This window comes from Bacillus salacetis, from assembly GCF_049177075.1.
Lineage (GTDB): Bacteria > Bacillota > Bacilli > Bacillales > Bacillaceae_B > Rossellomorea > Rossellomorea salacetis_A.
The window spans coordinates 3757758-3780140 of record NZ_CP185377.1 but is presented as its reverse complement, the minus strand read 5'-3'; the positions used below and the strand labels follow the sequence as shown (position 1 = coordinate 3780140).

Sequence of the window (22383 nt, the reverse complement as noted above, 5' to 3'; positions counted from 1 at the left end):
ACGTCGCTGAACGGCCACTTCCGCTTTTTATGAAGCCGAGGAGGCTCAACGCCCGCCCCGCGGAGTCGGCACCTGGAGCGGAAATCAACAAACTACTTAAAAGATGATCAAAATAACCCCATTTTAAAGGAGAGAATTTACATGCCATTTATTACAGACGTATATGCTCGCGAAGTATTGGATTCCCGCGGAAATCCTACAGTTGAAGTAGAAGTTTACACACAATCAGGCGCTTTCGGACGCGCATTGGTACCATCAGGTGCTTCTACAGGTGAATACGAAGCAGTTGAACTTCGTGACGGCGACAAAGACCGCTACCTTGGAAAAGGCGTACAAAAAGCAGTAGAAAACGTAAACAACGAAATCGCTGAAGAAATCATCGGTATGGACGTAACAGACCAAGTTGCCATCGACAGAGCGATGATCGAACTAGATGGAACAGAAAACAAAGGTAAACTAGGTGCAAACGCAATCCTTGGTGTATCCATGGCCGTTGCACGCGCTGCAGCTGACTTCTTCGGAGTCGAACTTTACCAATACCTTGGAGGCTTCAACGCGAAGCAGCTTCCAGTACCTATGATGAACATCGTTAACGGCGGAGAGCACGCTGATAACAACGTAGACATCCAGGAATTCATGGTAATGCCTGTTGGTGCTCCTACATTCAAAGAAGGCCTTCGCATGGGTGCGGAAATCTTCCACAGCCTGAAAAACGTACTTAAAGGCAAAGGCTACAACACAGCTGTTGGTGATGAAGGCGGATTTGCTCCTAACCTTAAATCCAACGAAGAAGCTCTTTCTACCATCATCGAAGCAATCGAAAAAGCTGGTTACAAGCCAGGCGAAGAAGTTCTTCTTGCAATGGACGTTGCTGCTTCTGAAATCTACAACAAAGAAGACGGCAAATACCACCTATCTGGTGAAGGCGTTGTCCGCACTTCTGAAGAAATGGTTGATTGGTACGAAGAAATGTGCAACAAGTATCCAATCGTTTCTATCGAAGACGGTCTTGACGAAAACGACTGGGATGGCCACAAGCTATTGACTGAGCGTATCGGTAACAGAGTACAGCTTGTAGGTGATGACCTGTTCGTTACAAACACAAACAAACTTTCTCAAGGTATCGAGCAAGGCGTAGGTAACTCCATCCTTATCAAGGTGAACCAAATCGGTACATTGACTGAAACGTTCGATGCTATCGAAATGGCTAAGCGCGCTGGCTACACAGCAGTCATCTCTCACCGTTCTGGTGAAACAGAAGACAGCACAATCGCTGACATCGCGGTTGCTACAAACGCCGGCCAGATTAAAACAGGTGCTCCTTCACGTACAGACCGTGTGGCGAAATACAACCAATTGCTTCGCATCGAAGACCAATTGGCACACACTGCACAGTACCTTGGAGCGAAAACGTTCTATAACATCAAGAAGTAATTACTTAAGGCGATCCGTCCACTTTGTGGGCGGATTTTTTTATTTTAGCATGGATCTCGGTGTCGAAATATGTCGAGTGGCCGATAGAACGGCAAAAGCGGCTTATAAAAAGGTAAGAGTGGCTGATAGAATCAACAAAGTGGCACATAGAACCTCAAGAGTGGCTCATAGAATCAACAAAGTGGCACATAGAACCTCAAAAGTGGCTCATAGAAGCCAAAAACCGGTTAATAACACAGCCCTCATTCCCAATCCGGCTTCATCCATTAAAAAGAGGCGGAAATCATAGTCAGATTTCCGCCTCTTTTATATTCCAATACTAAACTATATCTGTCTTAAAGAATCAGTACCTTATACTAAATTTGCAAGCAATTTTTCTTTTTGCCATTCTGAAACATAAGCTCGTTCGGAGAAGACGTTATATCCGTTCGCTCGTACGCTGTCCAGGATTCCGCGGTAGAAGATGGCGGCCGACTGGACCGGCAACAGCGAATAGGATGGATAGTGGTACATTGTTTCCATCGCTTCCTGGTAATGAGCTTCCGCGCGCTTGGCAAGGCTTTCCCACATAGAAATGAAAGAACTGTTCAATACATTCCCTGCCAGCAGAGATTTCGAATAGCCGTGCTCCTTCAAAACATCCTCTGGCAGATATACTCTGTTTCGGTCCAGATCTTCCCCGATATCCCGGAGCACATTTGTGTACTGCATGGCGATGCCGAGGGCGATGGCCCCATCCCTTAACTCCTGTTCTTTCCCGGGTGCCAGGACCGGAAGGAGCATAAGGCCGACTGTTCCTGCCACATGATAGCAGTACGATTCAAAGTCATTGATAGAGTAATAGATGCGTCCCGAAAGGTCCATTTCCTGCCCGGTAATCATATCTTCAAACGGGGCAAGTTCCATTTGATACCGCTGAAAAACGTCTTGCAGTGCTGCCCAATAGGGGGATTCTGACATATGCTCACCACTGGCAAACCGGGAAAACTCTTCCTTGAACTTTTCCAATTCAGCCTCTGGGTTTTGGCTTTCATCCACAATATCGTCGACTCTTCTGCAAAATGCATAGATTGCCCATACGGCGTTGCGGTTCTCCTCCGGCAAAAATGAAAACGCCTTGTAGAAAGTTTTTGAATGCTTCTTAATGATGTCTTCACATGCCTGGTAAGCTTCCTTCATCTTGTCATCTCCCTTTCCATATAATTTGACAGCAATTTGGCTCCCTGCATTACGATTGGAATGCCTCCTCCAGGATGGATGGAAGCACCGACACTATAAAGCCCTTCATAGGAAAACGGCTTTATTTGAGGACGGAAGACCCCGGATTGGCTCAATGTCGGGGCAAGGCCGAAGCTGCCTCCCTGGAACAAGCCATCCTGCTGGTCATCCTCCGGAGTCCGGACTTCCATCCATTCCACGGCATCCCTGAAGCCGGGAAAGCCTCTAGTTTCAATTTCATCCAAAATTTCCTCTATGAAATCATCTTGGTTTTTCCAATTGATCTTATCACCGGAAGGGACAGGGATTAGTGAATACAGCACACTCTTACCCTCCGGAGCGAGGCTGGGATCGATTTTTGATGGGTAAAAGGTGTAAATCGAGGGTTTTTCCGGCAACCTGCTGCTGGAAAAGACGGCCTCCATATGATGCTGAAAATGTTCCGGCATGAAGAATTGGTGCACATCTGCCTCATCATACTGCCTGTTTAAACCGAAGTAGAGAAGCAGACAACCTGACGAAGCTTTATAACGCTTTTTCCGCGGCTTCTCATTATCGACCAGCTGGTGTATCCCTGGAAAGTCACCATTAAACACGACAGCATCAAAGTTCTCCAATTTCCCATTTGAAATGAGACCTGTGCAGCGGTTCCCTGTAAACTGGAGCCTGGTCACTTCCGATTGAAGATGCACGTGGATACCGTTTTTCTCCACATGTTTGGTTAAAATTTCTGCAAGCCTCCCATAGCCGCCTTTCAGATACCAGATTCCATGTTCGTGCTCACTGTAGGGGATAAGGGAATAAAGAGCAGGCGCATTATTTGGTGATCCCCCGATATAAAGGGTTTGGAAGGAGAAGGCTTCCTGTAAGCGCGGATGGGTGAAATAAGCCTGGGTGCTTTTCCCGACGCTGTGGAAGGCCTTGAGCTCCAGTAAGGTTTTTATACTTTGTAAAGAGAAAAAGTCCCTTTTCTTTACAAAGTCCCTATCCAGGAACGCCTGCTTTCCTTTTTGGAAACGGTCTTTCATTTCTTTCAGGTAGCGGAGATAATTCTCCTCCTCTCCTGGAAAGACGCGTTCAATCTCTTCAAGCTGTTTTTCTAGATTGCTGTATTTATAAAAATGGCTGCCATCCGGGTAATGCAATTTATAAAGCGGATCGCACTGGATCAATTCCAGCTCATCCTCTGCCACGCCTGCTTCTTTCATGACTTCTTTTAACATTTCCGGGAGAAGGACGATGGTTGGTCCCTTATCGATTTTAAAACCGTCCCGTTCAATAAAACCGAGCCTGCCGCCCAGTCTGCTGCTCTTTTCAAAAATCGTGACATCATGGCCCTTCTTTTTTAATAAAAGGGCTGTTGTCAGGCCGCCGACTCCTCCGCCGATAATGGCCGTTCTCATACAGACACCTCCAGGCCGGCATGTTTTTCTAAGATCATGGAGCTAGTGATCCGTGCGGATTCAATGATCGTCGGGAGTCCGCTGCCGGGGTGTGTTCCGCCTCCGACAAGCCAAAGCCTGTCGATTTCCTTCACTCTGTTGTGAGGCCTGAAATACATCATTTGAGGCAGGTTATGGGCGAGGCTGAAGGTTGCTCCCTTGTAAATGTTAAGATCATGTTCCCAGTTATAAGGGGTAAAAACGACTTCTTCTTCGATGTGGTCCTGGATTCCTTTGAATTCCGTCCGTTCCTCTAGCTGTTGAAGGATGAGATTCCTGAATTGCCCTTTGTTCTTTTCCCAATCGATGGCACTGAAATTGTTCGGAACAGGCGCCAGAAGGTATACAGCCGATTTCCCTGACGGTGCGAGCGTGTCATCCGTCACAGAGGGGTTATGAATGTAGATGGATGGATCCTCTGAAAGGGTTTTGGTGCCAGTGATCTCCTCGACATTTTTCTTGTAATCTTTTGAAAAGACGATGGTGTGATGAGGCAGGTCAAATCGCTTATTCAGGCCGAGATACATCATGAAGGCCGAGCATGAATACTTTTTCTTTTGCAGCTTTTGCGGTGTGTATTTCTTTGTCAGCCCTTCTTCTAGCAGATTTTCCATTGCGTATCCAAAATCAGCGTTCACTACCACTTCATCTCCATAAAGGGTCTCGCCGTTTTCAAGAAGCACCCCTTTAGCATGGTTATCTTCCGTCACGATCTTTTTGACACCTGAATTTAACATGACCTTTCCGCCATATTCTTCTATTACAGAAGCCATCGCTTTCGTAATCTGATTCACTCCGCCTTCGGGATGATGGACACCATAAGCATGCTCCATATATGACAGTATCGTGAATGCGCCAGGACATTCCCATGGCGACATGCCGAGATATTTAGATTGAAATGTAAATGCGAGCTTCAGCCGTTCATCTTTAAAGTAATCTGACAGCCGTCCGTACAATGATTTCCCGACACTCAACTTGGGGAGGGCTTTGAGGAACCGCCATTTGGAATAGTCAAACAGCGAATCATGTTTATTCCGCAATATGGGCAGCAGCGCTTGAAGTTTCGCATCTTCCTCTTTCATGAAGCGTTCATAACCAGCAGCATCACCAGGGAAAAGCTGTTGGATCTGCTTCTTGGTTTCTTCCTGATTCCTGCTCGGGCTAAAGGACAGGCCATCGAAACGGAGCTCATACATTGGGTCGATTTCTTTAAGATTTATGTAGTCATGTAGATTCCTGCCCGATGCAGCGAAAGCTTCCTCAAGAATATGAGGCATGTTTAAAAAGGTAGGTCCTCTGTCAAACACATACTCCCCGACTTTCAACGCGGCCGTTCTTCCGCCGATAAAACTCTGCTTTTCTACAACCGTTACATCCATTCCCTTACTTGCCAGCAGCATTCCAGCTGTCAATCCGCCTGGACCGGCGCCGATTATTATGACCTTTTTCACGCGATCACCTCATTTCATTTAATAATACAAACATTATACAATTATTATACACAGGTTGGAAGAGATAAGTGTTCAATGTACAAGGTCTAACGGGTGGAAATTCTTAAAAATGAAATATTCCTGTTTAGTGGAACAATTGATCAGGGGATATATCATGGAGGATTCACTATATGATTGGTATGAAACTGGGGGGATGGTTAAGAACCTGTCCAGAAAGACCAGCCTACTCCTGCACTTTTCCTTACCCGTTAGCAGGCAGGTGAAACAATTTGGTGACCAGACAGGCTGTATTTTCGTGCTATTTCGAACGATGAATGCCGGCTGCCTGGGGCTACATTTCTGCATCGCCAAAAAATTCAAAACCTTATTGTGACTGACAGCCGGTTATGATAAAATTATAAATATTGCTTAACGTTCGTTTCAGGAGGTGGGACTCGTGCATACATTATTAATCACTTTACTTATCATTGTGTCAATTGCTCTTATCGTAGTTGTACTATTGCAATCAGGTAAAAGTGCAGGACTATCAGGTGCCATCTCAGGTGGTGCAGAGCAGCTATTCGGAAAACAGAAAGCGCGCGGACTCGATTTAGTGCTGCACCGCATTACAATTGTTCTTTCTGTACTATTTTTCATTTTGACTCTTGCAGTAACATACTTCGGTTTATAATCATAGGAAACCCGGTCAGCAAAGGCCGGGTTTTTTTATTTTTCTAGAAGTGAAAAAGTTATACATAATAGGTTTCATTACTGGATTGTTTTGCCTTTATTTGCTTACAATATAGGGTAGGTCAAATGTTAATCAAACGTTTGTTTAATAAACAGAAGGTTGATTTCCGCTACAGGATGCGTGACTCCGCGGGGCGTGCGGTGAGCCTCCTCGGCTTCGCCTGCGGGGTCTCACCTGTCACGCTGCTCCCGCAGGAGGTCACGCATCCTTCCGCTCCAATCAACTCTGCATTGCCAGCAAGTTAGTTTATTATCGAGTTGCCATTTACATATAGCAGTAAAAGGCTACCAATAAATATTTTCAAAAGGAGTTAGAACGATGAAGACTGTTTTGCCAAAGCCATTTACATTTGAGGCAGGAAAGCGTGCTGTACTGCTTCTGCACGGTTTTACCGGGAATTCTGCCGATGTCCGCATGCTCGGGCGCTTCCTTGAGAAAAAAGGGTATTCTTCACATGCACCCCATTATAAAGGGCACGGTGTCCCGCCTGAGGAACTGGTCCATACAGGCCCCGAAGACTGGTGGAAGGATGTCATGGACGGGTATAATCACCTGAAGAATAAAGGCTATGAGGAAATCGCCGTTGCGGGTCTATCACTTGGAGGGGTATTTTCCCTTAAATTAGGTTACACTGTACCTGTAAAGGGTATTGTACCGATGTGTGCGCCGATGTACATAAAAAGTGAAGAAGTCATGTATGAAGGTGTTGTGGATTACGCAAGGGAATTTAAAAAGTTTGAAGGAAAAGACCCTGCGCAAATTGAAGAAGAAATACAAGAGTTCAAGAAGACACCGATGAATACCTTGAAAGCACTTCAGGATCTCATCGCTGATGTACGGGATAACGTCGATATGATCTACAGCCCGACATTTGTCATACAGGCGCGGAATGACCACATGATTAATACAGATTCGGCTAATATTATTTATAATGCAGTCGAATCAGATAATAAAAAGATTAAATGGTATGAAGAATCCGGCCACGTCATTACGCTCGATAAGGAAAAAGAGCAGCTGCACGAAGATGTATATGCCTTCCTTGAAGGGCTGGATTGGACTGTTTAAATTACGTTTTAGGAGGTTTGAAAATGGATGATTCTATTCGCGAAAAAATAGACAAGCTCCTTTCTTACATGAAAGATGAAGCTTATAAGCCTTTGACGGTGCAAGAGCTTGAAGAGGCATTCGGAATCGAGGGCTCTTCCAACTTTAAAGAGTTTGTGAAGGCTCTTGTCACAATGGAGGAAAAAGGACTTGTGGTCCGCACTCGCAGCAACCGCTACGGTCTGCCGGAGAAAATGAACCTTGTCCGCGGTAAATTGTCAGGACACGCGAAAGGGTTCGCGTTTGTCATTCCGGATGAGCCGGGGCTAGATGACATTTTTATTCCGCCGAATGAAACAAATAATGCCATGAACGGTGACATCGTTCTTGCGCGGGTATCCTCTGAATCTTCCGGAAGCAGAAGAGAGGGCTCCATCGTCAGGATCCTTGAAAGAGGCGTTTCCCAGGTAGTCGGAACCTATACAGAAAGCAAGCATTTTGGTTTTGTCATTCCTGATGATAAGAAGTTTTCCAGTGATATCTTCATTCCTAAAGCCGCCAACATGGGAGCGGTGGAAGGACATAAGGTTGTCGTCAAACTGACTTCTTATCCTGAAGGCAGAAAGAGTGCCGAAGGGGAAGTCATTGATATCCTGGGCCATAAAAATGATCCCGGAGTCGACATTCTTTCCGTTATCCACAAGCATGGCATTACGGTCGAGTTTCCGGATGAAGTAATGGAACAGGCAAACAATGTTCCGGATGAAATAGATCCATCCGAGCTTGAGAACCGCCGTGACCTCCGTGATGAAACCATCGTTACGATAGACGGTGCAGATGCCAAGGACCTTGATGATGCCGTAACAGTTAAACAGTTGGATAATGGGAACTACAAGCTGGGTGTCTATATAGCGGATGTCAGCTATTATGTGGAAGAAAATTCTCCGATCGACCAGGAAGCTTTTGAGAGAGGAACATCCGTTTATCTGGTTGACCGCGTCATCCCGATGATCCCGCACCGTCTTTCTAACGGAATTTGTTCATTGAACCCGAAAGTGGACCGTCTGACACTTGGATGTGAAATGGAGATTAACGCTCAGGGTGAAGTGGTCAAACATGAAATCTTCCAAAGTGTCATAAAGACGACTGAGCGGATGACTTACTCAGATGTGAACAAGATCCTTGTGGATAAAGACGAAAAGCTTCGTGAACATTACGAGCCAATCGTGCCGATGTTTGAAAAGATGGAAGAACTTGCGCAGATTCTGAGAGAGAAGAGGATGGAGCGCGGAGCCATCGATTTCGATTTTAAAGAATCAAAAGTCCTTGTGGATGATGAGGGCAAGCCTACGGATGTCGTGTTAAGAACACGTTCTGTAGCTGAACGCCTTATTGAGGAGTTCATGCTTGTGGCGAATGAAACAGTCGCTGAGCACTTCCATTGGATGGATGTTCCATTCATTTATCGTATCCATGAAGACCCCAAAGAAGAGAAGCTGCAGAAATTCTTCGAGTTCATCACGAACTTTGGGCTTTTTGTCAGAGGAACAGCAAATTCGGTTCATCCGCGTGCACTGCAGGAGATCATTGAGGCAGTTGAAGGCAAACCGGAAGAAATGGTTGTGTCGACGGTCATGCTCCGTTCCATGCAGCAGGCAAAATATTATGCTGAGAGCCTCGGGCACTTTGGTCTTTCTACACAATACTATACTCATTTCACATCGCCGATCCGCCGTTATCCGGACTTGATCGTTCACCGCCTGATCCGCACCTACTTGATTGAAGGCAAGCTGGACGAAAGCACCCGGGCGAAGTGGGCTGCGCAGATGGATGAAATTGCGGAGCACACATCAAGCCGTGAGAGACGTGCCGTTGATGCTGAACGTGAAACAGATGAATTGAAGAAAGCAGAGTACATGCTGGATAAAGTGGGAGAAGAATATGAAGGGATCATCTCTTCTGTCACAAACTTTGGGATGTTCGTCGAGCTTTCCAACACCATTGAAGGTCTTGTCCATGTAAGCTACATGACTGATGACTACTACCGCTTCGATGAAAGATCAATGGCGATGATCGGTGAAAAAACAGCCAATGTATTCCGAATCGGTGACGAAATCACCATCCGGGTAGTGAACGTCAACAAAGACGAGCGTGCCATCGACTTTGAAATCGTCGGCATGAAAAGCAACCAGAGACCTCGGGAAGAGCGCCCTACGGTTGTGAGAACGAAACAAAAAGACCGTAACGGCGGCGAAAAGCCGAGGAAAGATTCAGGCGAATGGTCAACACGCCCGCCTAATAAGAATAAAAAGAAAAAAGGCAGCAAAAAGTTTGAAAATGCGCCTCGAAGCAAGAGGAAGCCTAAGAAACGTAAATAACCACTGTAAGGAGAAAAGACGCGATTTCTTTTCTCCTTTGCTTTAAGCTTGTATAATGAATATACTATTTTAAAAAGGCGGTTCTAAAAAAGAGAAAAACAGCCGCTGTCAGAGAAAGAGGGGGAAGCCGCATGCCAAAGGGTGAAGGAAAGTTAATCGCACAGAATAAAAAGGCGAGACATGATTTTACTATTGAAGAAACCTATGAAGCCGGAATGGTTCTGCAAGGAACGGAAATCAAGGCGATCAGAGCTGGACGTGTGAACCTAAAGGACTCGTTTGCCAGAATCCAGCAAGGGGAAGTATTTGTTCATAACCTGCATATCAGCCCATATGAGCAGGGAAACCGTTATAATCATGATCCGCTCAGGACACGCAAGCTCCTGCTTCATAAAAAGCAGATTTCCCAGCTGATCGGGGAGACAAAAGAAGCTGGATATTCCTTGGTGCCATTGAAGCTTTATATCAAGAATGGAGTAGCTAAGCTGCTGATCGGGCTGGCGAAAGGTAAAAAGAAATATGATAAACGTGAAGACCTGAAACGTAAAGATGCGAACAGGACTATCCAGCGTGAACTTGCCCAAAGACAGAAGGGTAATTACTGATTAACGTAATTTACCAGAAGCCTATTCATTGCAAAATCAAATACATTTGTTATAATAGTAATTGTCGCGAGGTTAATGCGCGGCACGCAAGAACAACTGAATAAGTAACTGAGCTTAACTTATTCTGCCCGTTCTTCCCTTTTAGGTTTTTTCGCGAATAGCGGAAATGACCAACTATCATGGGGACGTTACGGATTCGACAGGGATAGTTCGAGCTTGAGTTGCGAGCCGTGGGGATCGTCCACGATAAAACGTCAACGCCAATAATAACTGGCAAATCTAACAACAACTTCGCTTTAGCAGCGTAAGCTAGCTTAGCGGTTCCTCCCTCCATCGCCCATGTGGTAGGGTAAGGGACTCACTCTTAGTGGGCTACGCCGGATTCCACCGTCTGAGGATGAAGGAAGAGATTAATCAGGCTAGCTGCACGGACGCCCGTCGATAGGCAGATGTTGCAGCGAACTCGCGAATATATCGACTACGCTCGTAGATGCTTAAGTGGCGATATGTCTGGACGTGGGTTCGATTAATTATTAGTCGCCTTGTATGGCAACATACAAGTGAAAATTTGGCTTTATCGGTGAAACCTAAGTCACAATTGTGATAAGGCAATGCCGAGCGGTATGTGGAGCAATCCAACAGCCGTGTATCGACTCATAGGTTGCCCAAGCGGCAGTACTAGGATGCGGATTCCTGCCTGATATCAGGTAAATATATAGTTCGCATAATACGCCAAAGGACCTTGCAAAAGGTTCAAGATATAGTCAGTGCCATGTCGAAAGCATGGAACAGCACGTCCCACCGTCTCCACCAAATACATATTTGGTGGTTTTTATTTTTACATAACTAACGCTGAGAGCCAATTTACTGCAGATACAGTAGATTGGCTTTTTTTATATCTTGAAAAAATCTTCTTCAAATTGAACTTTTTCTTTTTAAAGATTGGCTGCTGTATTTTCCGTTTCTTAAGGTAACTCATTCATAGTGGTTAAGTATCCATAATGCTCTTTTTTTCTTTTTATCCACTCTTAAATAAGGATGAATTTCTTCCAAAGTAAAGAGGACTTCTTCTTTCTTTTTGATGATCAAAGTATAAGAGTCTTTATGACGATCCGGTTTGTAGTTTTTCTTGTTATTAATGCTTCCACCAGATAACTGTTTAAGATAAACAAGCAATTCTCTATCTGTTGAGGCGATACTTATACAGAGCCTTCTATGCTCACTTCCATGCATTCTGGTTAGTGAAATTGAACCCTCTCCATCGATTATTCCAGCAAAATAAGCGGCCTCACAAGGTTCCTGTAATTTCCTTATTTTAATTTTAACTGATTCCTAAGGTGAAGTGAAAAGATAAAGTCTCACTCTGCTGGTTTAATAAACTCCTGATTTTTTTCCTGCTGATTGGAAATTATAAAAACAACCATAAAAGCAGGAGGTGGGCAAATGTCCTCAAAGGAATATTACAGAAATCCAAAATCCATTAAGTATAGTATATGGGATACGAAAACCGACAAGAGCCATGAGTTTGCCGGTAGTCAGCGTGAAAAAAAAGAGAACCCCCAATCAAATGAGAAAGACCTTTAATCCATAAGGGCATTTTAACTCAGCCATATTCAGCTTCCTGAATATGGCTTCTTTATAAATGTTTCATGCAAAACCACAGAGGATAAATTAATTCTATGGATAAACTTAAAAACAATTTTGATAAAACTATGCTTTTTTATTTGGAGAGGGCATAGTTTCCTTACTTTAAACAGAGAGGAGACTACAAATGGAGCAGTTTGAACAGTATACAACCAGCTTTATAAACGGTGAGTGGACGGAAGGGAAAAGTGGACGCACCTATGATAACTTGAATAAATATGATGATACTGTCATCAATACACTATCTTTGGCGACAGCCGAGCAGCTGGAGGAAACGTTCCTGATTGCAAAAGATGCCCAGAAACAGTGGGGGCAGACATCTGCGAAGGAGAGAGAGGAGATTCTTCTTAAGGCTGCTGATTACTTAGAAAAGCATAAGGATGAAATTGTCCCGATTATTTCCAAGGAAACAGGAGGGAACGTGGTAAAAGCCCATGTGGAATTGGAACTGACAATCGGCCTGACAAGAGAGGCTGCAAAGATGGCTTATCACTTGGAAGAAGTGGAGGAAGTGGATTCACTAATTGAGGGGAAAGTGAATCATGTTCACCATTTACCATTAGGAGTCATTACCTCCATTTCCCCTTTTAACTTTCCAATGAATCTGTCAATGAGAACGATAGCGCCTGCTATTGCCTTGGGAAATACGGTCGTTCACAAACCGGATATTCAAACGAGTTTGACAGGCGGGGCCATCATCGCCAAAGCCTTTGAACAAGCAGGCCTTCCAAAAGGGGTATTCAACAGTATCGTGACCGACCTTGAAGAAATCGGCGACGATATGCTGACATCTCCTCATTCTCAGTTGATCAGCTTCACTGGATCGACTCCGGTTGGAAAGCATATCGGTAAGATTGCGGGAAGCATGTTAAAACGTGTGGCCTTGGAACTCGGAGGCAATAATCCGTTTGTTGTGTTATCTGACGCGGACGTTGACCGCGCCGTGGATGCAGCGATATTCGGGAAGTTCATCCACCAGGGGCAGATCTGCATGATCATTAACCGTATCATTGTCCAAGAGGATAAGTATGATGCGTTTATTGAGAAATTTACGGAGAGAACGAAGCAGCTGCCTTATGGTGATCCAACCGATCCTAATACGGTGATTGGACCGCTGATTAACAATGACCAAATTGAAAAAGCTCTTGGCTTTATAGAGGCAGCGAAAAAAGATGGCACTAAATGTGTACTGGAAGGGAAGCGTGAAGGAAATATCCTGACGCCAACCATTTTCGTTGATGTAGATAACAAGAGTGAGCTGGCACAAACGGAACTTTTCTCTCCGATTGTAACTATCATCAAAGCGGAAACAGACGAACAGGCAATCGAATTGGCAAATGACACAGAATTCGGTTTAAGTTCGGCGATCTTCACTTCCGACCTGGAGAAAGGGGAAGAACTCGCCCTTAAAGTTGAAAGCGGTATGACACATATTAACGACCAAACGGTCAACGACAGTCCGACTGTCCCATTTGGCGGAACAAAATCAAGCGGCATGGGCCGATTTGGAAACCCTTGGGTAACAGAAGAATTCACACAAACCAAATGGGTATCAGTACAGAAAGAATACAGAGAGTATCCATTCTAAATAACATGGAGGACCTGCGACTTTAGCAGGTCCTTTTTCTATCAATATATGTTAAAAATTATCCTATTCTCGGGCCTTCTGTATGGTATAGTAATGAGGTAATTCTATCAGGAGGCAAGAGCATGTTGGATATTAATCAATTCAATTCCTTGGAACAGGCATCTTCTGTCAAAAAGGGATTTCCTTCATGTCCCTTTGAAGGGCACTTTGAACAGATGATCCCCATCTTAAAAGAAAGAGGGGGAAGTCATTTAACCCACTTAACCTTTTTAAAAGACAAAGAAGTTTTTTGGACGAAGGATCAAACCGTTTTTATCGTATATAGACGAATCGCCAATAAATTGATTGTATTGGGAGACCCAATAGGCAGTGAAGAAAATATCAAGGATTCCATCAAGGAGTTCTGTGAATATAGCAAAAATAAAGGGCTGAAGCCTGTTTTTTATCAAATCAGCTCCAAGTATATGCAATATTATCATGACTCTGGCTACAGGTTCATCAAGCTTGGGGAGGAAGGACAGGTAGACCTGAGAGCCTTCACGATGGAAGGCAAGCAGAACGCAAAGCTGCGGACAAGATTAAATAAATTTGAAAGGAATGGCTTTACTTTTGAAGTCGGCCATCCCCCATTCACAAAAGAATACCTATCTGAAATTACTGATGTGTCTAAGTCTTGGCTTGGCAACCAGAAAGAAAAGGAATTCTCGGTGGCATCATTCAGGGAAGATTATGTATCCAGGTTTCCGATTGCGGTGTTGAGGGACTCCGATGGAAAGCTGATTGCGTTTTCAACGCTGGCCACAAACTATAGAAATACAGTCAGTATCGACTTGATGAGAAAGGTTTCTGACAGCCCTCATGGAACGATGGATGTATTATTTGTCCTTATCTTTAACTGGGCAAAGGCTCAAGGCTATGAAACCTGCAGTCTTGGGATGTCGCCGCTTTCCAATGTCGGTAACTGCAGCCATTCCTTCACCAGCGAGAAGATTATCCGTCTCGCCTATCTGTATGGGAACTCTCTGTATAATTTCAGGGGATTGAAGGAATTCAAGGACAAGTTTTCTACACGCTGGGAGCCAAAGTATTTAGCGTATAAAAAAACAATTCTTCCAATCGCCGTCATACAATTGCTTCTGCTGATCAATGGCAGACCCCGTGTGAAGATACTGACGGGAAAATGATAAGGAGTTTTACAAGTGACACCTTTCACAGAAAAAGTTGTTGAGATTATCAAACAAATTCCGCCAGGCAAGGTCATGACCTATGGTCAGATAGCCGGCTTGGCCGGGAGCCCGCGTGCTGCCCGCCAAGTAGTCAGGATTCTCCACTCGATGAGCAGGAAACACAAACTTCCCTGGCATCGTGTCATCAATGCCAAGGGGCAGATCGCTCTCCAGGAAGAGGACCCCTTTGAAGAGCAAAGACTGAACTTGGAGATGGAAGGCGTGGAAGTCGGCATTCATGGGAAAATCAATTTGGAAGAATATCGATGGGATCTAGAGGAATAAGACACTTTCTTACTAAAAGAAAGTGTCTATTTTTTATAATCACTGAATGGTTAAATATGTTAAAATAAATCAAAATCTTCCTAAAGAATAGAGGAGCAGGGATGGATATTGTCTGGGTAATTGGAATTGTCTTAATCCTGGTATTTGGGGCTGTTTCGATGAGAAAAGAATATTTGAAATTTACTCCTGATGAAAAAGAGCAATTTAAAGGAGAGTTGAAAAATCCTCTCCTGCTGCTCTCATCCCTTCTGATGCCTGCTGGTTCCTTGCTTATCTTTATATCTTTAGCTTTCCCATCTGTGATACTCAGGTGTGCCGCGTTCGGTTTGATTGGGACAGGGATGATCATTGAGGGGGCTGAACTGTCTAACCAAACCTCAAGAGGGATGTTGCTGGTGGTACTTGGTGCTGCTACTGTCCTCATCACGGGTTGCTTTGCGACCAAATCGTTCTGGTAGGAATAGGGAGGTGGACGATATGGATTCCCAAATTCGTCATCATAACTTTATTCATGTTCGTGGCAGAGACGTTCCTTTTTTGCTTTGAATGATTAATAAACAAAACTATAAAAGAAACGAATATAAATCAAAGGGGATACCATGAAAGAAAAAGTAATAAAAAAGTTAACAAGTTTAATGTTCGGGGAAGCCTTTGCGCTATTCATGTTTGCTGTTCTTTGGGTCTGGTACAGCCGTTATTTTAATTGGCGCACTCCTTATCTTACTTCACTCCCGACTGTTTTTACGTTCATCATATTGGAATTCCTCCTTGTACAGGGGAGTTTATACTGGTATTTGAAATGGAGGATGCTTAAGAAGGGACAAAAGGAAAATAAGTTAACGTCCTTGCAGCTTTTTTTATTTGAAAAGTTAAAAGTCATCAACATTTTATTACTATTGACAGGAGCGGGATTTTACGTTTTTGATGGGAGAGGATACCCCGCAAGTTATCATTGGTTTTTTATCTTGCTATATGGGTTTACCCTGTTAGAGTATATCAACTATTATTACATCCGTCTCTCTTATCAAAGTCCGGAAGAAATTAAGGAGTTTATCCGTCAAAAAGGTTTTCGGAAGTCCATCCTTGCAAGGGAAATCAGCGGTTATAAGGCAGAACGAAGAGTCCGGCGTTCGGGGAAGGACTATTTCCTATAATTCAATGATTTTAGAATTGAGCCCTAAAAAGATATAATGAAGATAAGTTTTTTTTGAAAGGAAGATGTTGATGGATGGCTTTTTAAATCTTGTCTTCGGTTATATAATTTTAGCGGTTCCGGCATTGATTGTCGTGCTGTTATTCAGACGAAAATCCAAGAAGGACCTTGAGAAATATGATGAAAGTCAATATCATATTCTTGATCACAATGAAGAGGAAAAATAGAGAAGGTAGTTTTAGACTTTATCTCTAACTCAATACTAAAAGTCACGAGAAAACAATCCGGGATTTCCCGGGTTGTTTTTTTATTTGGTGTTAAAACAATGCAAAGAAACAAATGGACATAGATTTTTCAATATTTTCCACTTTTTTAGCCATACTTACTGCTTGTAGTGGAATATAATGGTATTAATTGCTTCGATATCACGTAATCCAGAGGAAAGGAGGCGTGTAGATAAAGAAAGAAAATAGAACCTCACCAGACAATACATAAATGAACATGCGTGATAGTGTTTGACTTCACTGTATAGATGTTTGTATTGAGAAAAACATGGGGGGAGATTTTTTGAAAAATATAAAAACATTATTAATCTTTTGTCTATGTCTGTGCTTTATTGTATGGGCAGATAAAAAAGCAAACGCAGCGGGTGAAGCAGAATATTTTCCGCAAAAGCTGGAGGAGTACTTGCGAAAAGCGGAATTCTACTATCATAAAAATTCTTTGAAAGTAATGGATACCCTTGAACTGGATGGAGTCGTTGATAAAATTGTCCAGGTTGACGATCCCGCTACACCTGAAAATGAAGAAAAAACGGAAACGTATAATGCTAAAATTATGGTTGGTTATGGGGAGTTTCGGGAACAGCGTGACACTATTTTTTTCTTTGGAAAGAAAGACGTCTTCTTTTACGATGTGGATAATGACATCTTCCTGACATTTGGGGAAGTGGCTGGCAATGAAGAGGTCAGCAGCTTTTTTGATCAGTATAAGGATGATTTGAAAAGTAAACTGCTTACGAGTTCACTGGTCAAAATGCTGTTGCTGCTCTTTGTAACGGTCATACTCTGGCCTTTGTTCATTATCCTTTATTGGAGAAGGTCCAATTCAAAGGATAGTACTGCTTTGTTCTTGGAAGGCTCCAAGAAGGTCCATTTTAAATAGACGAAAATCCACCAGCAGCTTTCTCGCTGGTGGATTTTTTTGATGGCTGTTCAGGGCGTGAACAGTCAAGAAAATTTAATCCTAAAAGAATCTTGAAGTTAACGTTAACGTTAATGATAAAATATAATTATCTAAAAATTCAGATACGGGATGATCAGGATGAACTACTCAATTTCACAGCTTGCGGAAGAATTCGATATTACTACAAGGACCATCAGGTATTATGAAGAGCTGGATCTTCTGAGCCCTGAAAGGAATGAAAACGGCAGGAGGGTATATTCCAGAAAGGAGTATGCCCGTCTTAAGCTGATCATCCGCGGGAAGCGGTTCGGATTTTCTTTAGATGAAATCAAAGAAATGATCCATCTCTTTGACAGGGACCGCAGCGGCAAGGCACAACTGGAAAGGACCATTGAATATGGCAATCAAAAAATAGAGGAGGTGAGTGACCGGATCCAAGAGCTTGAAAATATGAAACACGACTTGGAGAATCTTCGTGATGATTTTATTAAGAGACTTGAACAATTGGGGAGAGATGAATGATGAATATTTCCAAACTACTTGAAAGAAATGCCCGTAAATATCCTTATCAGGATGCAGTCATCTCAGGTGAACAGCGTGTGAATTACTTTGAATTGGATCAGCAGGTGAACAAGTTCGCCTCCGCTTTGAAGCAGCAGGGCATAACCTCAGGGGACAAAGTCGTCCTTTTCATGCCCAACACACTGGAGTTTGCCATTACTTATTTTTCTGTCCTGAGACTGGGGGGAATCATCGTACCTGTGAATGCCAAGCTGACAGGGGAAGAAGTTCAGTACATCCTGGAACACAGTGATGCCAAAGCTCTCATTGTCAATGAGATGCTGTTTGCCTCTGTTTCAAACCTTCAAACTAAAGACCTCATTCTGATTAAAACAGGTGAAATGCAAGGTGCCTGGAAAAGCTTCCAACAGGTGCTTGAAAGCGGAATGGATACACCGATTGCCTGTGACCTCAAAGAAGATGATGAAGCCACTATATTATACACCTCAGGAACAACAGGGAGGCCAAAGGGCGTTCTGTTTACCTACCGCAATATTTTAAGTGCTGCCATCATGATGTGCGTGGAGATGGAAATGAAACTGGAGAGCCGCATCCTTCATATGATGCCGTTGAGTCATTCAGCCCCGCTTCATTTATTCCTGGTCGCAGGAACTTATGTGGGAGCAGCTCACGTATTATCGCCGACATTTACTCCGGAAGCGCTTCTGAAACTGGTTGACAATGAAAAGATCACTCATTTCTTTGGAGCACCGGTTGCTTACCTGTTCACTGCGAAAATGCCTAATATCGAAACGTTCAATTTATCAACCATGAAATTCTGGGTATATGGAGGGGCACCGCTCTCCCAGCCTGAAGTTCAATTTATCAAAGAAAAGTTCAAGACGGAAAGCCTTTGCTGCGTGTACGGCCTGACTGAAGCGGGACCTACGGGGACGCTTCTGCTCCCGGCTGAACACGAAAAGCACTCGGGCAGTATCGGCAGAAGGGCTGCCCTGGGAACTGAATTTAAAATCGCCGATGATGAAGGCAACGAAGTACAGCCAGGCGAAGTCGGTGAAATCCTTCTTTACGGTGAGGGGAACATGAAGGGCTATTATAAAGAGCCTGAAAAAACTGAAGACGCTTATCACAACGGCTGGTTGAAAACCGGTGACCTGGCTAAGAAGGATGAGGAGGGTTATGTCTGGGTCGTCGACCGGAAGAAAGATTTGATCATCTCCGGCGGTGTGAATGTATATCCTAAAGAGGTTGAAGAGGCTCTCGCTTCTCATCCTGCCATTTCCGAGGCAGCCGTCATCGGTGTACCGCATCCGGAGTGGGGTGAAACCGTAAAAGCCTATATCGTTGCATCAGAAGCCTTTGAGGATGTAAAAGAAACCTGCAAAGCCTATCTGTCCGGTAAACTTGCAGGATATAAAATTCCGAAACTGTACGAACAGGTGACAGAACTGCCGCGGAATGCGACAGGGAAGATCTTGAAACAGGTTCTGCGAGATCAAAACAAAAGCGGGGTAATACAATGAAATCGATTGAAAACTTTTATTTAGAAGACCCTCATTTTATCAATCTTTTAAAAAAATCACTGGAAGCAGAGTTGAGAGGGTGGGCTCATAATGAATTGAAAGAGTTCGGCCGTATGTGTGCCGGGGAGATTGATGACCGGGCTGTCCATACTGACCGCGAAGGCCAGCCGAGGCTGATCAAATATGATCGGTTCGGGGAAGATATCTCAGAAGTCTGGGTCAATGAAGGATATAAGCAAACGGTTGAAGATACCTATAACAAAGGGATTGTGGGTTACATCCATAAACCGATACCGGAACTCGGACGGAAAGGAAATTATCTCTATTCTTATGCACAGGGTTATTTGCTGTCGCAGTCAGAGCCGGGATTCTATTGCCCTGTCACCCTGACGATGGCTACTGCCTACCTTCTTGAACATTATGCGAGTGATGAAATCAAAGAGAGGTTCCTGCCACATGTCCTGTCAACAGGAGAAACTCAATTGTATGAAGGAGCGACATTCCTGACAGAGCGGCAGGGTGGATCGGATGTCGGAGCCAATGACACCAAGGCTGTCAAACACGGTGACACCTATCAGCTCTGCGGGGAAAAATATTTTGCTTCAAATTCAGGTATGTGCGGAGTGGCAATGGTATTGGCCAGAATGGAAGGAGCCAAAGCGGGCACAAAGGGATTGAGCCTGTTTGCGGTCCCTTGGCGAAAAGACGATGGCAAGCTCAACGGCATTAAAATCAGGAGACTGAAAGACAAGCTGGGTGTCCGGGCCGTTCCATCGGCTGAAGTGGAATTCGAAGGAGCAGAGGCTTATCTGGTCGGAGAACCTTCGAAAGGAATTCATTATATGATGGAAGCACTCAATCTGTCGAGGGTCTGCAATGCGATAGCTTCAATCGGGATTATGCGCCGGGCTTATATGGAAGCAAGGAATTACGCTTATCACAGGGAGGCATTCGGTAAGAAGCTCGCAGAATATCCGATGGTGAAAGAAACATTGACTCACCTGGCGGTTAAGCAGGAGGTCGAGACCAGTTCCGTCTTTTCACTTGTTGAACTGTTCGATAAAGTCATGTCCCATGAACAGCCAGTCTCTGAAAAAGAAATGGTTCTGAATAGGCTGCTCATTGCCCTGTTAAAAAAAGAAACAGCAGAGCAGGCCATTCATTTTTCCCATGAAGCAATTGAATTGCATGGCGGAAATGGATTCATAGAAGATTTCGTCCTGCCAAGGCTCCTGCGGGATGCACAGGTACTGACGGTGTGGGAAGGGACAGCCAATATCCTTGGCCTTGAAATTCTCCGGTTGATGAACCGCCATAATGCCCATGATTTGTTTATCGAGGAGATGAATGAGAAGCTGAAAACTGTTCCTGCTTCTTTGGATTCATTAAAAGAACCGGTTTTACAAGGACTGAAGGAACTGGAGGAGTTAACAGAGTATGTGGCAGGAGCATCTGAAGACATTCAAACTTTCCATGCCAAAAAAATCGGGGACCGTATGACAGCCATTTATGAAAGCTGGATCAGTTTAAATGAGGCATCAGAAGGCGGAGAAAGGGAGCGCGCCAAAGCGGAAATCTTCATTGAAAAAACATGGGGCCAGCGGATTTTCGATAAGGAAATGAAATCCGTCTCCTATTTTGAAATAATCTGCAGCCCGCAGCTGACGCCAGTCAAATAATACAAAAACACCACACTGCCATGAGCGGTGTGGTGGCTTTCAGCCTGCTTTTTCGGCAAGGACCGTCTCTTTTAACTGGCGGTACTTCCAGTAGAAGAGGGCAGTTGCCGTAAGTGAAACAATTCCGAACATAAGTGTCATATGCTGTATTCCCATCAGGTCAAGGAACAAGCCGGTCATGAGCAGGACGATTTGGAAAATCAGTCGGTCCATCATGTTTCTGAAAGAAAAGAAACGGCCGTGGAATTCTTTTGGAATACGGGTTTGGAAAATTGTCGCTGCTGTCGGGAAAAAGCAGCCGACTGCGAAACCGAATACCGCAAAGGCAGATACTGCCAAGACCGCATGATCAGCAAAGAAAAGCATCATCTGTGCAATCCCCATGACAAACGAGAAAAGGAACAGAATAAGGTACGGTGACCTTTTGCCGCTGATTTGTTTAACGAAGAAAGCCCCCAGCATAAAGGCAATCCCTTCGGCTGTATAAATCCAGCCCTTGATTGCCGCACTGTCCTGCAATTCACTGATATTGATGACCAACAGATTGAAACCACCGAGAAATAACAATGGTATCAGAGTCATGATCAGGGTCATCATGACAATCGGCAGGCCCTTGATGATCGGGAACACTTCCTTGAAACCTCCCGACTTTGCCTTTCCTTTCTGGATGGTTCCGGCAGCGGGTTCTTCCAGCTGTAAAAAGAAGGTCAGGAAGAACAGCAGCAAGTACGCAACCAAGGAAAGGAAATACAGCATCGATAAAGACAGGACAACCAGGAGGACGCCTGCCAGAGCTGTCCCCAGTATCCTTGAAAGAGTCGCCACATTCATATGGACACCGTTCAGCTGAAGCAGGTCTTTTTCCTTTACCACCATTGGAATCGCAGCCTGAAGTGCCGGGAAATAGAAGGCGGCTGACACCTGAATGAATACCATAAAGACGACCATCCACCAAACGGAGCCTGTGTGAATCGCGGCAAACATGAACAGTACACTGATTGCCCGGCCGAAACCGGAGATGAGCATGACTCTTTTCTTATCAACTTGATCCGTCACCCTTCCAGCCAGTGGGCCCAGCAGCAGTCCTGCCAGCAGTCCCACAGCCAGAATCAAGGATTTAAGGAAATCAGAAGGAACTTTTTCCTGCATGAATTCAAGGTTGCCGATGATCCCAAGCCATAAGCCAAGACCGGCAACAAATTCACCCATCAAAATAATCCAGACATTTTTATTTTTCCACATAAAATAGACCTCGCAAGTTCCATATATTTCGCTT

21 protein-coding genes and 1 other RNA gene are annotated in these 22383 nt (G+C 44.3%); 17 read left to right on the top strand and 5 right to left on the bottom strand.

Annotation, left to right across the window (positions count from 1 at the left end):
- Positions 1-141: 141 nt before the first annotated feature.
- A complete protein-coding gene (gene eno, locus ACOJQI_RS19755) occupies positions 142-1434 on the top strand; it encodes a phosphopyruvate hydratase (protein WP_421381303.1) in 1293 nt (430 codons plus the stop codon).
- 351 nt (positions 1435-1785) lie between these two features.
- On the opposite strand, the gene ACOJQI_RS19750 is transcribed toward eno, so the two are convergent.
- Genes ACOJQI_RS19750 through ACOJQI_RS19740 form a run of 3 tightly spaced genes read right to left on the bottom strand, consistent with a single transcriptional unit; the run spans position 1786 to position 5545 of the window.
- Positions 1786-2613 (bottom strand): phytoene/squalene synthase family protein, encoded by an 828-nt coding sequence (locus ACOJQI_RS19750; RefSeq protein ID WP_421381301.1) that lies wholly within the window; start codon positions 2611-2613, stop codon positions 1786-1788.
- The gene (locus tag ACOJQI_RS19745; RefSeq protein WP_421381299.1) at positions 2610-4055 is read right to left on the bottom strand and encodes a phytoene desaturase family protein; all 1446 of its coding nucleotides are present in this window, start codon (positions 4053-4055) and stop codon (positions 2610-2612) included. The genes ACOJQI_RS19750 and ACOJQI_RS19745 overlap by 4 nt, the downstream gene beginning before the upstream one ends.
- On the bottom strand, positions 4052-5545 hold the full coding sequence (locus tag ACOJQI_RS19740; RefSeq protein WP_421381297.1) for a phytoene desaturase family protein: 1494 nt from the start codon (positions 5543-5545) through the stop codon (positions 4052-4054). The genes ACOJQI_RS19745 and ACOJQI_RS19740 overlap by 4 nt, the downstream gene beginning before the upstream one ends.
- A 436-nt stretch (positions 5546-5981) precedes the next feature.
- Here ACOJQI_RS19740 and secG point away from each other — a divergent pair, with 436 nt between their 5' ends.
- The 5 genes from secG (at position 5982) to ssrA (ending at position 10831) form a co-directional block, all read left to right on the top strand.
- Entirely contained in the window at positions 5982-6215 is a 234-nt protein-coding gene (gene secG / locus ACOJQI_RS19735) for a preprotein translocase subunit SecG (protein WP_421381295.1), read from the top strand.
- Positions 6216-6593: 378 nt separating this feature from the next.
- Positions 6594-7340, top strand: a complete 747-nt coding sequence (locus tag ACOJQI_RS19730; RefSeq protein ID WP_421381293.1) for an alpha/beta hydrolase — start codon at positions 6594-6596, stop codon at positions 7338-7340.
- 23 nt (positions 7341-7363) lie between these two features.
- A complete protein-coding gene (gene rnr, locus ACOJQI_RS19725; RefSeq protein ID WP_421381291.1) occupies positions 7364-9697 on the top strand; it encodes a ribonuclease R in 2334 nt (777 codons plus the stop codon).
- Between the two features lie 131 nt (positions 9698-9828).
- Positions 9829-10302, top strand: coding sequence for an SsrA-binding protein SmpB (gene smpB, locus ACOJQI_RS19720; protein ID WP_421381289.1), 474 nt, complete (start codon positions 9829-9831; stop codon positions 10300-10302).
- A gap of 189 nt (positions 10303-10491) precedes the next feature.
- Positions 10492-10831, top strand: a transfer-messenger RNA (tmRNA) gene (gene ssrA, locus ACOJQI_RS19715).
- A 446-nt stretch (positions 10832-11277) separates the two neighbouring features.
- Here ssrA and ACOJQI_RS19710 read toward each other — a convergent pair.
- On the bottom strand, positions 11278-11535 hold the full coding sequence (locus ACOJQI_RS19710; protein WP_421381287.1) for a hypothetical protein: 258 nt from the start codon (positions 11533-11535) through the stop codon (positions 11278-11280).
- Positions 11536-11745: 210 nt separating this feature from the next.
- Here ACOJQI_RS19710 and ACOJQI_RS19705 point away from each other — a divergent pair, with 210 nt between their 5' ends.
- The 11 genes from ACOJQI_RS19705 (at position 11746) to ACOJQI_RS19655 (ending at position 21107) form a co-directional block, all read left to right on the top strand.
- Positions 11746-11886: a hypothetical protein gene (locus tag ACOJQI_RS19705; protein WP_421381285.1), complete on the top strand. Its 141-nt coding sequence runs from the start codon at positions 11746-11748 to the stop codon at positions 11884-11886.
- Between the two features lie 187 nt (positions 11887-12073).
- The gene (locus ACOJQI_RS19700) at positions 12074-13534 is read left to right on the top strand and encodes an aldehyde dehydrogenase family protein (RefSeq protein ID WP_421381283.1); all 1461 of its coding nucleotides are present in this window, start codon (positions 12074-12076) and stop codon (positions 13532-13534) included.
- 122 nt (positions 13535-13656) lie between these two features.
- Positions 13657-14718, top strand: a complete 1062-nt coding sequence (locus ACOJQI_RS19695; protein WP_421381281.1) for a phosphatidylglycerol lysyltransferase domain-containing protein — start codon at positions 13657-13659, stop codon at positions 14716-14718.
- Positions 14719-14733: 15 nt separating this feature from the next.
- Entirely contained in the window at positions 14734-15045 is a 312-nt protein-coding gene (locus ACOJQI_RS19690) for an MGMT family protein (RefSeq protein ID WP_421381279.1), read from the top strand.
- Between the two features lie 101 nt (positions 15046-15146).
- Positions 15147-15503 (top strand): hypothetical protein, encoded by a 357-nt coding sequence (locus ACOJQI_RS19685; RefSeq protein ID WP_421381277.1) that lies wholly within the window; start codon positions 15147-15149, stop codon positions 15501-15503.
- 141 nt (positions 15504-15644) lie between these two features.
- The gene (locus tag ACOJQI_RS19680) at positions 15645-16199 is read left to right on the top strand and encodes a hypothetical protein (protein WP_421381275.1); all 555 of its coding nucleotides are present in this window, start codon (positions 15645-15647) and stop codon (positions 16197-16199) included.
- Between the two features lie 70 nt (positions 16200-16269).
- Entirely contained in the window at positions 16270-16425 is a 156-nt protein-coding gene (locus tag ACOJQI_RS19675) for a hypothetical protein (protein ID WP_421381273.1), read from the top strand.
- 340 nt (positions 16426-16765) lie between these two features.
- Positions 16766-17362 carry a hypothetical protein gene (locus ACOJQI_RS19670; protein WP_421381271.1) on the top strand — a complete coding sequence of 199 codons (597 nt, stop codon included), beginning with the start codon at positions 16766-16768 and terminating at the stop codon, positions 17360-17362.
- A 150-nt stretch (positions 17363-17512) separates the two neighbouring features.
- Positions 17513-17905, top strand: coding sequence for a MerR family transcriptional regulator (locus tag ACOJQI_RS19665; protein ID WP_421381269.1), 393 nt, complete (start codon positions 17513-17515; stop codon positions 17903-17905).
- Positions 17905-19428, top strand: a complete 1524-nt coding sequence (locus tag ACOJQI_RS19660) for a class I adenylate-forming enzyme family protein (RefSeq protein WP_421385520.1) — start codon at positions 17905-17907, stop codon at positions 19426-19428. The genes ACOJQI_RS19665 and ACOJQI_RS19660 overlap by 1 nt, the downstream gene beginning before the upstream one ends.
- On the top strand, positions 19425-21107 hold the full coding sequence (locus ACOJQI_RS19655) for an acyl-CoA dehydrogenase family protein (RefSeq protein WP_421381267.1): 1683 nt from the start codon (positions 19425-19427) through the stop codon (positions 21105-21107). Before ACOJQI_RS19660 ends, ACOJQI_RS19655 begins: the two co-directional genes overlap by 4 nt.
- A gap of 39 nt (positions 21108-21146) precedes the next feature.
- Here ACOJQI_RS19655 and ACOJQI_RS19650 read toward each other — a convergent pair whose 3' ends face one another.
- On the bottom strand, positions 21147-22349 hold the full coding sequence (locus tag ACOJQI_RS19650; RefSeq protein ID WP_421381265.1) for an MFS transporter: 1203 nt from the start codon (positions 22347-22349) through the stop codon (positions 21147-21149).
- Positions 22350-22383: the final 34 nt, after the last annotated feature.

What these genes read in the sequence shown, in the direction of transcription:
- eno (WP_421381303.1), top strand. Translation starts at nt 142, where the DNA reads ATGCCATTTATTACAGACGTATATGCTCGCGAAGTATTGGATTCCCGC.
- ACOJQI_RS19750 (WP_421381301.1), bottom strand. Translation starts at nt 2,613, where the DNA reads ATGAAGGAAGCTTACCAGGCATGTGAAGACATCATTAAGAAGCATTCA.
- ACOJQI_RS19745 (WP_421381299.1), bottom strand. Translation starts at nt 4,055, where the DNA reads ATGAGAACGGCCATTATCGGCGGAGGAGTCGGCGGCCTGACAACAGCC.
- ACOJQI_RS19730 (WP_421381293.1), top strand. Translation starts at nt 6,594, where the DNA reads ATGAAGACTGTTTTGCCAAAGCCATTTACATTTGAGGCAGGAAAGCGT.
- rnr (WP_421381291.1), top strand. Translation starts at nt 7,364, where the DNA reads ATGGATGATTCTATTCGCGAAAAAATAGACAAGCTCCTTTCTTACATG.
- smpB (WP_421381289.1), top strand. Translation starts at nt 9,829, where the DNA reads ATGCCAAAGGGTGAAGGAAAGTTAATCGCACAGAATAAAAAGGCGAGA.
- ACOJQI_RS19710 (WP_421381287.1), bottom strand. Translation starts at nt 11,535, where the DNA reads ATGCATGGAAGTGAGCATAGAAGGCTCTGTATAAGTATCGCCTCAACA.
- ACOJQI_RS19705 (WP_421381285.1), top strand. Translation starts at nt 11,746, where the DNA reads ATGTCCTCAAAGGAATATTACAGAAATCCAAAATCCATTAAGTATAGT.
- ACOJQI_RS19700 (WP_421381283.1), top strand. Translation starts at nt 12,074, where the DNA reads ATGGAGCAGTTTGAACAGTATACAACCAGCTTTATAAACGGTGAGTGG.
- ACOJQI_RS19695 (WP_421381281.1), top strand. Translation starts at nt 13,657, where the DNA reads ATGTTGGATATTAATCAATTCAATTCCTTGGAACAGGCATCTTCTGTC.
- ACOJQI_RS19685 (WP_421381277.1), top strand. Translation starts at nt 15,147, where the DNA reads ATGGATATTGTCTGGGTAATTGGAATTGTCTTAATCCTGGTATTTGGG.
- ACOJQI_RS19680 (WP_421381275.1), top strand. Translation starts at nt 15,645, where the DNA reads ATGAAAGAAAAAGTAATAAAAAAGTTAACAAGTTTAATGTTCGGGGAA.
- ACOJQI_RS19675 (WP_421381273.1), top strand. Translation starts at nt 16,270, where the DNA reads ATGGATGGCTTTTTAAATCTTGTCTTCGGTTATATAATTTTAGCGGTT.
- ACOJQI_RS19665 (WP_421381269.1), top strand. Translation starts at nt 17,513, where the DNA reads ATGATCAGGATGAACTACTCAATTTCACAGCTTGCGGAAGAATTCGAT.
- ACOJQI_RS19660 (WP_421385520.1), top strand. Translation starts at nt 17,905, where the DNA reads ATGAATATTTCCAAACTACTTGAAAGAAATGCCCGTAAATATCCTTAT.
- ACOJQI_RS19655 (WP_421381267.1), top strand. Translation starts at nt 19,425, where the DNA reads ATGAAATCGATTGAAAACTTTTATTTAGAAGACCCTCATTTTATCAAT.
- ACOJQI_RS19650 (WP_421381265.1), bottom strand. Translation starts at nt 22,349, where the DNA reads ATGTGGAAAAATAAAAATGTCTGGATTATTTTGATGGGTGAATTTGTT.